The 12,587-nt window shown below is 53.3% G+C and carries 11 protein-coding genes and 2 pseudogenes; 4 read left to right on the top strand and 9 right to left on the bottom strand.

The features are described 5' to 3' along the window. Nucleotides 1-1,616, bottom strand: a 1,616-nt coding sequence (locus tag ABF287_RS14025; RefSeq protein ID WP_347185622.1) for an exopolysaccharide transport family protein, incomplete at its 3' end; no start/stop codon positions are given. A 248-nt stretch (nt 1,617-1,864) separates the two neighbouring features. Here ABF287_RS14025 and ABF287_RS14030 point away from each other — a divergent pair. After that, nucleotides 1,865-3,712 (top strand): nucleoside-diphosphate sugar epimerase/dehydratase, encoded by a 1,848-nt coding sequence (locus ABF287_RS14030; RefSeq protein WP_347185623.1) that lies wholly within the window; start codon nt 1,865-1,867, stop codon nt 3,710-3,712. 57 nt (nt 3,713-3,769) lie between these two features. Here the strand turns inward: ABF287_RS14030 and ABF287_RS14035 are convergent. The 3 genes and pseudogenes from ABF287_RS14035 to cpsB form a co-directional block, all read right to left on the bottom strand. Further along, nucleotides 3,770-3,895 (bottom strand): annotated as a pseudogene (locus ABF287_RS14035) (UDP-glucuronate 5-epimerase); the annotation flags it as partial. Between the two features lie 183 nt (nt 3,896-4,078). Next, on the bottom strand, nt 4,079-5,245 hold the full coding sequence (locus ABF287_RS14040; RefSeq protein ID WP_347185624.1) for a nucleotide sugar dehydrogenase: 1,167 nt from the start codon (nt 5,243-5,245) through the stop codon (nt 4,079-4,081). A 27-nt stretch (nt 5,246-5,272) separates the two neighbouring features. After that, a pseudogene (cpsB, locus tag ABF287_RS14045) lies at nt 5,273-5,422 on the bottom strand (mannose-1-phosphate guanylyltransferase/mannose-6-phosphate isomerase); the annotation flags it as partial. A gap of 301 nt (nt 5,423-5,723) precedes the next feature. Here cpsB and ABF287_RS14050 point away from each other — a divergent pair. Then, a complete protein-coding gene (locus tag ABF287_RS14050; RefSeq protein WP_347185625.1) occupies nt 5,724-6,434 on the top strand; it encodes an NYN domain-containing protein in 711 nt (236 codons plus the stop codon). Between the two features lie 117 nt (nt 6,435-6,551). Here the strand turns inward: ABF287_RS14050 and ccoP are convergent, their stop codons facing one another. The 4 genes from ccoP to ccoN are packed head-to-tail and all read right to left on the bottom strand — an operon-like array spanning nt 6,552 to nt 9,938. Further along, the gene (gene ccoP, locus ABF287_RS14055; RefSeq protein WP_347185626.1) at nt 6,552-7,412 is read right to left on the bottom strand and encodes a cytochrome-c oxidase, cbb3-type subunit III; all 861 of its coding nucleotides are present in this window, start codon (nt 7,410-7,412) and stop codon (nt 6,552-6,554) included. Further along, on the bottom strand, nt 7,409-7,591 hold the full coding sequence (locus ABF287_RS14060; protein WP_347185627.1) for a cbb3-type cytochrome c oxidase subunit 3: 183 nt from the start codon (nt 7,589-7,591) through the stop codon (nt 7,409-7,411). The genes ccoP and ABF287_RS14060 overlap by 4 nt, the downstream gene beginning before the upstream one ends. Before the next feature lie 12 nt (nt 7,592-7,603). After that, nucleotides 7,604-8,329 (bottom strand): cytochrome-c oxidase, cbb3-type subunit II, encoded by a 726-nt coding sequence (gene ccoO / locus ABF287_RS14065; RefSeq protein WP_347185628.1) that lies wholly within the window; start codon nt 8,327-8,329, stop codon nt 7,604-7,606. Nucleotides 8,330-8,342: 13 nt separating this feature from the next. Continuing rightward, nucleotides 8,343-9,938 carry a cytochrome-c oxidase, cbb3-type subunit I gene (gene ccoN / locus ABF287_RS14070; RefSeq protein ID WP_347185629.1) on the bottom strand — a complete coding sequence of 532 codons (1,596 nt, stop codon included), beginning with the start codon at nt 9,936-9,938 and terminating at the stop codon, nt 8,343-8,345. 285 nt (nt 9,939-10,223) lie between these two features. Here ccoN and ABF287_RS14075 point away from each other — a divergent pair, with 285 nt between their 5' ends. Then, nucleotides 10,224-11,063 carry a universal stress protein gene (locus ABF287_RS14075; RefSeq protein ID WP_347185630.1) on the top strand — a complete coding sequence of 280 codons (840 nt, stop codon included), beginning with the start codon at nt 10,224-10,226 and terminating at the stop codon, nt 11,061-11,063. 143 nt (nt 11,064-11,206) lie between these two features. On the opposite strand, the gene ABF287_RS14080 is transcribed toward ABF287_RS14075, so the two are convergent. Then, entirely contained in the window at nt 11,207-11,938 is a 732-nt protein-coding gene (locus ABF287_RS14080; RefSeq protein ID WP_347185631.1) for a transcriptional regulator FnrL, read from the bottom strand. Between the two features lie 73 nt (nt 11,939-12,011). On the opposite strand from ABF287_RS14080, the gene ABF287_RS14085 reads away from it, so the two are divergent. Next, the coding region (locus tag ABF287_RS14085) for a radical SAM protein (protein ID WP_347185632.1) at nt 12,012-12,587 on the top strand (576 nt) is incomplete at its 3' end.

Consider the following 12,587-nt stretch of genomic DNA (forward strand, 5'->3'; position numbering starts at 1 on the left):
ATCAACAACACGGACTTGCCAAGACCTGCAAGGTTTTGAGCCAAGGCCAAAGACTGCGTGGTCTTGCCTTCACCCGGAATGGACGACGTCGACATGATAACTTGCGGCGGGCTGTCAACGTCAGACAACAGCACCGACGTGCGCATATTACGCACAGCTTCTGCGGCGATAGAGGTCGGTTTATCGGCGAGGTATTGAAGCAATTGCGCCCGCCGGCGTGCAGGAATTTTAGGAATTTGTCCCAAAACAGCATAGCCCGTGCGGGCCTCAAGCTCTTCTGCGGCGCGGAAGGTGTTTTGCAACATTTCACGCCCGAGCACAAAAGCCGCCCCCGCAACAACACCCAAAACAAGTGAAAGCGCGAGGATCATAGATTTACGCGGCGCAGAGGGAAAGCGTGGTTTGACAGCACGTGACAGCACGCGACTATCTGCGGTTTGGATGCCGGACTGAACGGTTGTTTCTTTCAGGCGGCTGAGAAAATACTCATACAAAAGCCGTGAGGCTTCGGCCTCGCGTTGCAATTGCTGTAGAGCAATCAGGTCATCGGATTGCGCGCTGGTCTCAGCTTGCTGGCGCTCAACAGAGGCTTGCAGCGACGCAATTTGATCTCCCATGCGAACCAGTTCTGTTCTTTGTTGGTCCAGAATTTGCTGAAAATAAGTGTCAAATGCGATGCGACCAGCGACGGGCTGGGCTGCAATTTGCTCAAACAACCGGTCCAAAGTGCGATCTTTGGCAACTGCGCGCATCTGCTCGGGATCATTGCTCGTGGCGGCCGCGTTTAGCAGAGTAATCTGTATTTCAAGCTCGGCTTTCTCATCATCGGCGGCTCTCAAACGGTCGCGCAAGGCCTTCACCTGACGGTTGAGTGCAGCCAAAGTGTCGGCGTTGATCAGATCCGTGCTTGAGTTGAAGTTTTTGACGGCAGCTTCCGCATCTTCAAGCTCAATGCGCAATTGGCTGGCTTTGTCGGTCAGCCATTCCGTGGCGGCCAGATTGCTTTCGCTCTTCACGATTAACTGATTATGAATGTACAAGTCAGCCAACGTATTGACTAGCAAGGCTGATTTTTCGGGATTCCGCGTGGTGGCGGTCAACGTGTAGACATAGGTTTGGCGTATATTCGAAACCGATATCATTTGCCCAACTTCAGAGATGACCGTATTCAGCGTTTCCTCTGGCACGGGTGATGCTGTCTCTTTGGATCTAGAAATAACATTTTTAATGAGCCGTTTCGCGGAAAACGATGGGGGGCGCAGGGCTGCATTCACATCAGGGTCATTGGTCAGATCTAACTCGTGCACCAGTTTTTCTAACAAATCCCGCGATCTAAAAATCTGGATTTCTGTGTTAATGGACGACTGGTCCGCTCCCACGCCGCCGCCCAGACCGCCAGAAAAATCAACGACAGGATCTTGTTGACTGGCTTGAACCACCGTGGCCGTTGCCGTGTACATCGGCGTTGCAACCCGATAGGCGTAATAGCCGCCAAGCATCAGTGCGACAAAGCCCGCAAACATGATCCACAGCTTACCGCGCCACAGGGTTCCCAACAGCTGACCAAGGTCAATCTTATCATCAGCTTTGTGGTGGTCTGTGGCTGGAGCGGTCATCGACGGGAACTTTCCAAGATATTACTGTGTACAAAGTACCTGTTCAAATCTCATACCTCTTTTCAAAAGACAACGTTTAAATCCGATATAGATTTTCGAAGGCAGGATTATGCTTCACCTTGCAACAGGCGGAAAACCATACTTGCGCAGCTACAACTTTAAGCGGTAATTAAGTGTGTATAGTGTATAGGTATGTCATGTTGTTATCACTCGAAAATTTCTCCCGTCGCCAAAAGCGGCTCATCTTCTTGACGAGCGACACATTCTTGGTGCTGGTCTGTCTCTACGCGGCCTTCGCTTTGCGTTACGGCTCGTTCAGCCCTATGAGTTACGCTCCAGCTGCCTGGATTTTACTACCTGTGATCACAACACTTGGCGCGGTTATCATCAACAGTTTGCGCCTACCGAAGATCAAACTCGCGACATTTGAACACCGCGCGATCCAGCAAATTGGGCTGGCCGCTGTCTGTCTGGCGGCTTTGACCATGTGCGTGAGCTACGTATTTAATTTGCCTGCCCCTCGCTCTGTCCCCATTATGTTTGGCGCTCTGTTCTTTGTCGGTGCGGTCGGCATGCGTGTTTCTGCTTTGTTTTTGCTCAGCCATATGTGCGATCTGTCCAATGGCACACGCGTTTCCGTGGCGATTTATGGGGCGGGATCAGGCGGCATTCAAATGGCCGCCGCTTTGCGTCAATCCTCAGAAGCGCGCCCTATTTTGTTTGTGGATGACAATCCAACGCTGCATGGGCTCATGATTGCAGGTCTGCCCGTCTATAGCCCCACAATGTTAGAGACTTTGATCGCACGCCAATCCATCCAACGCGTACTGGTGGCGATGCCGTCCACCGCCCCAGAGCGACGTAAAGAATTGGCGCGCGAGCTGTCTGCTCTGCCCGTCGATGTTCAAATTCTTCCGTCCTATATCGATATGATGGCCGGCGGCGGCCTCCCAGACCCCTCGCGTCTTGTCAGCCCAGATGAACTGTTGGGTCGCGATAAGGTCGCCCTTGATACGCCAGAAATCGAAAGCTCTTATGCAGGGCGCACGGTCATGGTCACGGGCGCTGGTGGGTCCATCGGTTCAGAGCTGTGTCGCCAACTGTTGAAATGCCAACCCGCACGCATTGTCTTGTTCGAGCAAGGCGAGTTCGCGCTGTACGAGATTGATCGCGACCTGCGCAAACGGGCAGCTGACATGAACATTCCAATCGTCACACGCTTGGGCTCTGTCACCAATCCGGCGCGCGTGGCCTCTGTCATTGCCGATGAAGATGTCGACATCATTTTGCACGCTGCCGCCTATAAACATGTGCCTTTGGTTGAAGACAACGAATTGGAAGGTGCGCGCAACAATGTGCTCGGCACCCAAGTCGTTGCGGACTGCGCGCGGGCCGCAGGTATAGAGCGAATGATCTTGATCTCAACGGACAAAGCCGTGCGCCCGACTAATATTATGGGCGCGACCAAACGCATGGCCGAGCTTGTGATCCAAGACATGCAGACCCGCTCGGACACCACCAAATTTGCCATGGTGCGCTTTGGCAATGTCTTGGGCTCGTCAGGCTCTGTCTTGCCATTGTTCCAAAAACAAATCGCGGCTGGAGGGCCCATCACCGTGACGCATCCTGATGTGACGCGGTTCTTCATGACCATTCCAGAATCCGCGCGATTGGTGCTGCTCGCCGGCGCCTATGCGACAGGCGGCGACGTCTTTGTTTTGGATATGGGCCAACCGCAAAAAATCGTGGATATCGCGCGTAAAATGGTCGAACTCTCGGGTCGCACCGTCAAAGACCCTATGACAGGTATCGGCGACATCGCGATTGAGATCACCGGATTGCGCCCCGGAGAAAAACTGTACGAAGAGCTGCTGATCGACAACGACAGTCTGGTGGGCACACCGCACCCTAAAATCCTACGCGCCGAAGAAAGCATGCTGTCTCAGCTTGAGGTTGCTGGCATGCTCAAAGAGCTGCAAGCTTGCGTCACCGCAGGCGACCGTCCGCGTCTACGCACGCTGATTTTTAACCGTGTTGATGGCTATCACAAAGGCGGCCAAGGCAATATCCAACACAGCATTCCGGCACAATCATAGGGGCCTTTCCCCCTAATACAGCTCCCGCGCCCCGCCCTTTTCAACGGTACACTTGATAGTGGCTGGCACGTCGCCCGCTTGCATGGCCACCAAATTTCGAATGGCGGCCTTGCCTTTAGCGGCCTCGATTGTCTCGATAAAGTCGACCAATTGCAGGGCATCTGAGTTGCCGGTGTTGACCACTAATGCCGGTCGTTTTCAGACTGCAAAAGCGGCGCATTGCGACGGTCTATTGAGGGCCACGCCATAGAAATCAGTCAGGCAATCCAACCCGAAAGCCATCATCAAGCAAACACCGGCTTACGAAAGAGTCGAAAAAGCCAGCGAACCGGAGACAAGAGCAGTGCGCCTTTTAAAATCGAGAAATCAATCCGCGCCAAATAAATCGCGGGTGAAGATTTTGTCGGCGACATCCGCGATATCATCTGTAACGCGGTTGGCGACGATCACATCAGCTTCGGCTTTGAAGGACTCAAGATCGTTGATCACCCGCGAGCCAAAGAAATCAGGGTCAGACATTACTGGTTCATAGACGATGACTTCGATGCCCTTGGCCTTAATCCGCTTCATGATGCCCTGAATGGACGACTGGCGGAAGTTGTCTGATCCCGCTTTCATCACCAAGCGGTAAATGCCAACAATTTTGGGTTTGCGGGCAATGATTTGATCCGACAAAAAATCCTTGCGGGTGCGGTTGGCGTCAACAATCGCGCGGATCAAGTTTTGCGGCACCTCGGAATAGTTTGCCAACAATTGCTTTGTGTCTTTGGGCAAACAATAGCCGCCATAACCAAAGCTTGGATTGTTATAGTGATCGCCAATACGGGGGTCTAACCCGATCCCGTCGATAATCTGGCGACTGTCCATGCCACCAGCCATCGCGTAGCTGTCCAGTTCGTTAAAGAACGCCACCCGCATCGCCAGATAAGTGTTGGCAAACAGCTTGATCGCCTCGGCCTCGTCCGCATCAGTGAATAAGATGTCGACGTCTTTTTTGATCGCTCCTGCCAGCAGCAAATTGGCAAAAGCCTGCGCGCGATCCGAGCGCTCGCCAACGATGATCCGGCTGGGATGCAAGTTGTCGTACAACGCACGGCCCTCTCGTAGAAATTCAGGGCTAAAGATCACTTGATCGGTGTCGTAATCTTCGCGAATGCGGGTGATGAAGCCAACAGGCACCGTGGATTTGACCACGATCGTCGCCGTTTCATTGACCGAAATCACCAGCTGAATCACCTGCTCAACCAAGGATGTATCGAAGTAATTGGTCTCGGCGTCGTAATTCGTCGGCGCCGCAACAATCACGAAATCAGCGTCTTTATACGCCGCAGCTCCGTCCAACGTCGCCGTCAAGCGCAGCTCTTTCTCAGCCAAAAAAGCTTCAAGCTCAGCATCCATAATCGGGCTCTTGCGCGCATTGACCATCGCAACCCGCTCACGCGACACATCAACCGCAACAACATCATTATGCTGCGCCAAAAGCACCGCATTTGACAGCCCAACATAGCCAATACCTGCAACAGCAATTTTCATACTTTATCCTTTAGCACCTTGGCGACGTTAATAGATATCTTCATAGCGAATGATGTCATCTTCGCCAACGTAAGAACCGGTTTGAACGTCGATCAAAACCATAGGTACTTTACTGGGGCTTTCCATGCGATGAACACAGCTCAAAGGCAGATAGACCGATTGGTTCTCTGTCACCAAAATGCATCCTATCGTCAGGTCAGCTTTTACGTTAATCTTTTTTGAATAAAATTACGTGACATGCATACTTATAAGATCAGCGACGGCACAAGAGTTAAGCAGTCAACGTCATGTACTTCAAATGACACAAAAGTCGCTTAAAAAACAATGTTACTTGGCAATTTGCGCCAAGATACAGAACAGTCCCTCAAGCCCTCGCAACGTAGCATGTGCTTTGATAACAAATCATTTTCTTTGCATTCCATAAAGCCAGAAACCATGATGGCATTATAGTTTTCTATTTATTGATTAAGGATATTAAGTGCCCACACGAAATCGCCCGCTGCTCGCGGTGCTCATCGACGCTGACAACGTCCCGTCGAAACATGCCGAAGCCATTCTCAATGAGATCGCAGATTACGGTGAACCTGCCTTAAGACGCGTCTATGGAGACTGGTCGAGTGCTGGGCTGCAAGGATGGACCGAAGCCGTTCGCACCCAAGGCTTGGTGGCCCAGCAAGAAAGCGCAAATACCAAGGGTAAAAATGCCAGTGACATTGGTTTGGTCATCGATGCGATGGACATCATGCACACTGGCCGTTTCGATGGGTTTGTCTTGGTCAGCTCCGACAGTGATTTTACCGCCCTTGCCAACCGCATTCGCGAACAGGGCCTTGAGGTGATTGGTATCGGCGAACAAAAGACGCCCGAAAGTTTGCGAAATGTTTGCAACCGTTTTGTCTTTATTGAGAACATTGTCGACACCGATCCTACGCAAGCTGGCCCCAAAACCAAAAGCAAAAAGCTGCCAGTAAAGCATGCTGAATCCCTGATCTTTTCAGCAATGAAGAAAGCTGAATCCGACGATGATTGGTACTTACTGTCGAGATTGGCGAACCACATCAATGCCACAAAATCTGACTTTGATCCCCGCACCTACGGGCACAATAAACTTAGCGATCTGGTCAAAAGCCTTGATCGGTTTGAGACGCGTAAGATCGGAACAATTATTTCTGTTCGAAAAGTGAAATAACAGCTCATTGCGGCTGAAACGCGGGCAGCGGGACCAATTTAAAAGGTCTCTCCCCAAATCAAAAAAGCTGGCCACATCTGCGGCCAGCTTTGTCATTTTCAACACGTGTCAGCGAGGTTACTCGCCGCCACCGCGTGTGTGGACGTAGATCGCTGCGGCGTTGACTTCGGCTTGGGTCAGGCGTTGACCCCAAGCTGGCATCACGCCGAAACGTGCGTTGGCCACTGAGTCGTGGATGGTGTCGCGATCGCCACCGTAGAGCCAGATCGCATCCGCCAAGTTTGGCGCGCCTTGGTCGCGGTCGCCTGTGCCGTCTTCTGCGTGACAGGCGGTACAGTTGTCTTCGAACACAACCGCGCCCTCATTGGCCAAAGCAGCATCGAACTCAGCGCCAGAGATTTGCAGCACGTATTCCACAACCTGATCGATCTGTTCAGGTTCCAAAATTTCGTCCGCGCCAAAGCGTGGCATTTCAGAGTAATGCGCATCGTCTGTCTCGTTGCGGATGCCGTGTTGGATCGTATAGGCGATCTCGTCCACGGAACCACCCCAAAGCCAATCGTTGTCCAAAAGGTTCGGATAGCCTTTCGCACCAGCCGCGCCAGAGCCGTGGCACTGCGAACAATTGGACCGGAACACAGCCGCGCCCATGTTTGTTGCGTAGTCACCCAACGGTGTGTTTGGCAAAACATCAGCCACATTGGCCGCAGCCAATTCGGCATCAATGGCCGCGTTCATCTCGTCAAAGGTTTTGATCTCATCGGCGACTTCAGCGCGGGTGGAATAGCCAAGCAGACCCGCCGTTGCCCCTTTGAGCATCGGCCAAGCAGGGTAGGCAATAGTGTAGCCAATGCCCCAGATGATGCACAGATAAAAGGTCCAGAGCCACCACCGTGGAAGCGGGTTGTTATACTCTTCAATCCCATCCCAAGAGTGGCCTGTGGTTTCGACCTCGGTCTTGTTTTGTTTGTTACTCATGACTGAGACTCCTCAGTATCAAGGGGGGCGTCTTCATGGCGAAAGGGGATGTTGGCGATCTCTGCGTGGCGCTTGCGATTGCCCGGTCTGAACGACCAGACAACAGCGCTGATAAAGAACACAAACATGGCCAAAAGCACCCAACTGTCTGCGATTTCACGGAAGATGTGATAGTTCATGTGTCTCTCTCCTTACCGTGACGCGTCTGGGGTAAAGGTCGAGAAATCAACCAAAGTGCCCAGCATTTGCATGTAAGCGATCAAAGCATCCATTTCTGAAATGCCCGGCGCGTTGTCGAAATTGCGCACCTGAGCACCGGGGTAGCGTTCGAGCAACCCGTCATAGTCAGAATCTGGATCGGCCTGCGCCTTGAAGTCTTCTTGCGCCACTTCGATCATCTCGGTGGTGTAAGGCACGCCAACGAGCTTGTGGGTTTTCAGCAGATCTTCGATGTACTCAGGCTCGACCATCGCTTGGGTCAGATAGCCGTATTTCGGCATCACTGATTCCGGCACAACCGATTGCGGATCCGTCAGGTGGTCAACGTGCCACTCGTCAGAGTAACGCCCACCCACACGGGCCAAGTCAGGCCCTGTGCGTTTGGATCCCCATTGGAACGGGTGGTCATATTGCGATTCTGCGGCCAAGGAATAGTGGCCGTAGCGTTCCACTTCGTCGCGCATTGGGCGGATCATTTGCGAGTGACAGACGTAGCAGCCTTCACGCACATAGATATCGCGCCCTGTGAGCTCAAGCGGCGAATAGGGCCGCATGCCGTCCACATCCTCGATGGTGTTTTCGAGGTAAAAGAGCGGCGCGATTTCGACGATCCCACCAATGGTGACCACCAAGAGCGACCCGACCAAAAGCAAGGTCGCGTTGGTCTCGATGAACTTATGTTTGTCTAGAAGTCCCATATCTGAGCGCCCCCTATTCTGCCGGAGCCATGGCTGCGGCATCTGCAATTGCAGGTGCGCGGCGCACAGTCATCCAAAGGTTGTAGACCATGATCAGTGAGCCAGCGAGGAAGAGAACCCCACCCATTGCGCGCACGACATACATCGGAAATTTCGCTGACACGGTGTCGGCAAATGCGTTGACCAAGAAGCCTTGGCTGTCGACTTCACGCCACATCAGGCCTTCCATGATACCGGTGACCCACATAGAGGCGGCGTAAAGAACGATGCCGATTGTGGCCAACCAGAAGTGCCAAGACACGAGGCTCAAAGAATACAGACGTTCTTTGTTCCACAGTTTCGGCACGAGGAAGTAAAGCACACCGAATGTGATCATGCCGTTCCACCCCAAAGCACCAGAGTGCACGTGACCGATGGTCCAGTCAGTGTAGTGAGACAATGAGTTCACAGCGCGGATCGACATCATCGGACCCTCGAATGTGGACATGCCGTAGAAGCCGATAGAGATCACCATCATGCGGATCACAGGATCGGTGCGCAGCTTGTCCCAAGCGCCAGAGAGCGTCATCAAACCGTTGATCATGCCGCCCCATGAAGGCATCCACAGCACGATTGAGAAGACCATGCCCAGCGTCGATGCCCAATCTGGCAAAGCGGTGTAGTGCAAGTGGTGCGGACCAGCCCAAATGTACAGAAAGATCAGCGCCCAAAAGTGAATGATGGACAGTTTGTACGAGAACACAGGGCGCTCAGCTTGCTTGGGCACAAAGTAATACATCATGCCGAGGAAGCCCGCAGTCAGGAAGAACCCAACGGCGTTGTGGCCGTACCACCACTGCGTCATCGCGTCTTGCACGCCTGAGAACAGCTGCACGGATTTAGAGCCAAACAGTGACACAGGGATCGACAGGTTGTTCACGATGTGCAGCATCGCGATGGTCACGATGAACGACAGATAAAACCAGTTGGCCACATAGATGTGCTTTTCTTTGCGGGTCATCAGCGTACCAAGGAACACCAGCAAATAGGCCACCCAGACAACTGTAAGCCAGATATCGACGTACCATTCAGGTTCTGCGTATTCTTTCGATTGGGTGACGCCCAGCAAGTAACCGGTCGCGGCCAATACGATGAACAGGTTGTAGCCCCAGAACACGAACCACGCCAAATTGCCGCCCCATAGGCGCGCGGCAGAAGTCCGCTGCACCACATAGAAAGACGACGCGATCAAAGCGTTGCCGCCAAATGCGAAAATCACTGCCGAGGTGTGCAACGGACGCAAGCGTCCAAAGTTGCCTGCCCCGAGCAGACCGTCAAAATTGAGCGCTGGAAACGCCAATTGGAACGCAATGAACGTCCCAACAAGAAATCCAACGACACCCCAACCCGTGGTGGCGATCACACCAAAACGAACCGGACCATCAAGGTATCCTGTTGGTTTTGGCTTTATCTCGCCAACGTGACGGAGTGTGTAAAGAAATGTAACGGCCGCGGCGGCCATAAAAATAAGCGCATGAACTTGGTAGCCCAAATCGCGCCCGTAGTTTGCGGCAAGACCGGCAAAGATCATCACGACCCCCAGTACTGCCAGCTTAAGATAGTTCCACATTTTGCGTCCCTTCGATCGAATGCCCTTCGTTGAGGGCACAATGCACCCGCGTCTGAAAATACGGGTCTTGATGATCAGGGTTTGGACGACATCCCGCCTGCAAACATTGATCTGAGTCAAAGGATTCAAAAATAAGGGACCACCTGCGTCATTTGCGACGCCGCATCCCGCCGCCGCAGCGTGTCCCCTGATTGCTAGCGCCAAACATGTTGATCTCAATCAAGGTCAAGGCGCACGGCAGCGCGCAGACTACTTCCAATGTCACTTGGAAACCGGAGGTACCCAATGTCCTTTAAAACCATCACAACCATCATCTGCGACGTCACCGCCGACATGCATGCTCTGAATGCAGCCGTTGCCTTAACGCGCCGCGAAGAAGCCCATCTCGACGTCATCTGTCTTGGCCTCGATCGCACGCAAGCCGGCTTTTACTACGCCGGAACCAACGCAATGATTTTGCAAGATAATTTGCACCTCGCGCAGAAAGAAAGCGAAGACATCAGCGCGAAGGTGGGCGAACTTTTGCGCGCAGAAGACATCAGCTGGGCCGCACGACCTACGACCGCGCAAATGGCTGGCCTCACGCCGCAACTCGCGAATATTTTGCGGTTCTCTGATATCGTGGTTTTGCCGCGCCCATACGGGAAGGACCGCGGTCACGAGCACGAAGAAATCTTGGAAGCCGCGCTGTTCTCTGGCCGCTCACCTGTCTTGATCATGCCGGACAACGCCACTCTGCCAGATCGCATCGACCGCGTTGTTGTTGCATGGAATGAAAGCAGCGAAGCCTTGGGCGCAGTACGGGCCGCTTTGCCAATTTTGTCGAATGCCGACAACGTCAACATCACCATCATCGATCCACCGCAGCATACTCCGGATCGCTCTGATCCCGGTGGCGCCCTGTGCCAAATGTTGTCGCGTCACGGCGTGCATGCCGAAGTCTCCGTACTCGCCAAAACAATGCCAAACGTCTCAGATGTGTTGTGCCGCCATGTGCGCGATCAAGGCGCTGATATGCTGGTTATGGGCGCCTACGGCCACTCGCGGTTCCGCGAATCCATCTTGGGTGGCGCCACCCGCAACATGTTAGAATTGGCTGAATTGCCCGTCTTCATGTCGCACTAACGTCATGCCGCACTAAACTGGCGCTCAAAACAAAACCGCCCGCGAAAACGACCCATGTGCTATCTGTAAGCACCTTTTAGGTCACCTGCGCGGGCGGTTTTACATTTGAATGATAGTAAAGCCCTAAGACTGGCGAACGTGGCCTAAGCCATCACACCGCCATCAGAATCATCGCCTGCTTCAGCCATCAATGCATAAAAATCAGGAATGATGATCTGCCGCTTGCCTTCCAGAACGATAACGCCTTCGCGTTTGAGCGCTGAAATCTGGCGCGACACGGTTTCCAAGGTCAAACCCAAATAGTCCGCCATGGCTTCACGGGTCAAAGGCAGTTCAAACGACGTGCCGTTATCCGTGGTCTGCAACGCAAGTGACGCCTCGCGACGCGCCAAAATCGTCAGCAAAGACGCGATTTTCTCGCGCGCGGTTTTGCGCCCCAGAATCAGCATCCATTCGCGCGCGGCATCCAGTTCATCCAAGGTCATTTCCAACAGGCGCTGACCGATATGCGGCGTATCCACCATCATTTTTTCAAACGGCTTACGGCGGAAACAACACAGCGTCAGATTGCTGACAGCCACAACATCATAGGCGGCAAATTCACGACCTGGGCGGCCCAAGAAATCAGACGGCAGCAAAAGCCCGACCATCTGCGTGCGCCCGTCTTCCATCGCTTGGCTCAGCGAGGCAACACCAGACACAACAGAGGCCACGAAATCCATATTATCGCCGGACCAAATCACCGGCTGGCCAGCCTCAAAGGACCGATAAAACTTGATCGACTCAAGAAACTCCAACTCATCAGTTTCGCACCGCGCACAAACGGCACGGTGGCGAATTGGGCAGGTGCCACAGTCTCTGGGGTCAAAAGTCATAGTTGTCCTACTTCATCATGCGTCTTGATCTGGGTCAAAGCGCGCAAAATTTGTTTCGCTAAATGGTACTCGCATGACGATCCACACACAACTCCGCAATCTCGGCCTTTTTGACGCGCGTGTTCCCCGCTACACGAGCTATCCAACAGCGCCCCATTTTTCATCCGATCTCACTGCGACAGATGTGAGCCATTGGATGAACACGCTCGACCCGAACGTGCCGATATCTTTGTACGTTCACGTGCCGTTTTGCCGGCGTTTGTGTTGGTTTTGCGCCTGTCGGACCCAAGGCACCAGCACGCTCAGCCCTGTCGCGACCTATATTGAGACCCTTAAATTAGAGCTGCAACTTATCAAACAGCAGCTTCCCGAAGGCATCACCATCGGCCACCTGCATTGGGGCGGCGGCACGCCCACGCTTCTTGACCCCGACATGATCGCCGAGCTTTCCGCTGCAATTGCGGATGTTGCGCCCTTCGCACCGGCCTATGAATTCTCCGTCGAAATTGATCCAAATGAAATCGACGACGCGCGGCTGGACGCCTTGGCAAATGCTGGCATGAACCGCGCCTCGATTGGCGTGCAAGATTTTGATCCGCAAATCCAAGAAACCATTGGGCGCATCCAATCTTACGCGGTCACCAAAGCC

Origin of the sequence: Pacificibacter sp. (genome assembly GCF_039769035.1) — a bacterium.
Classification (GTDB): Bacteria; Pseudomonadota; Alphaproteobacteria; order Rhodobacterales; family Rhodobacteraceae; genus Celeribacter.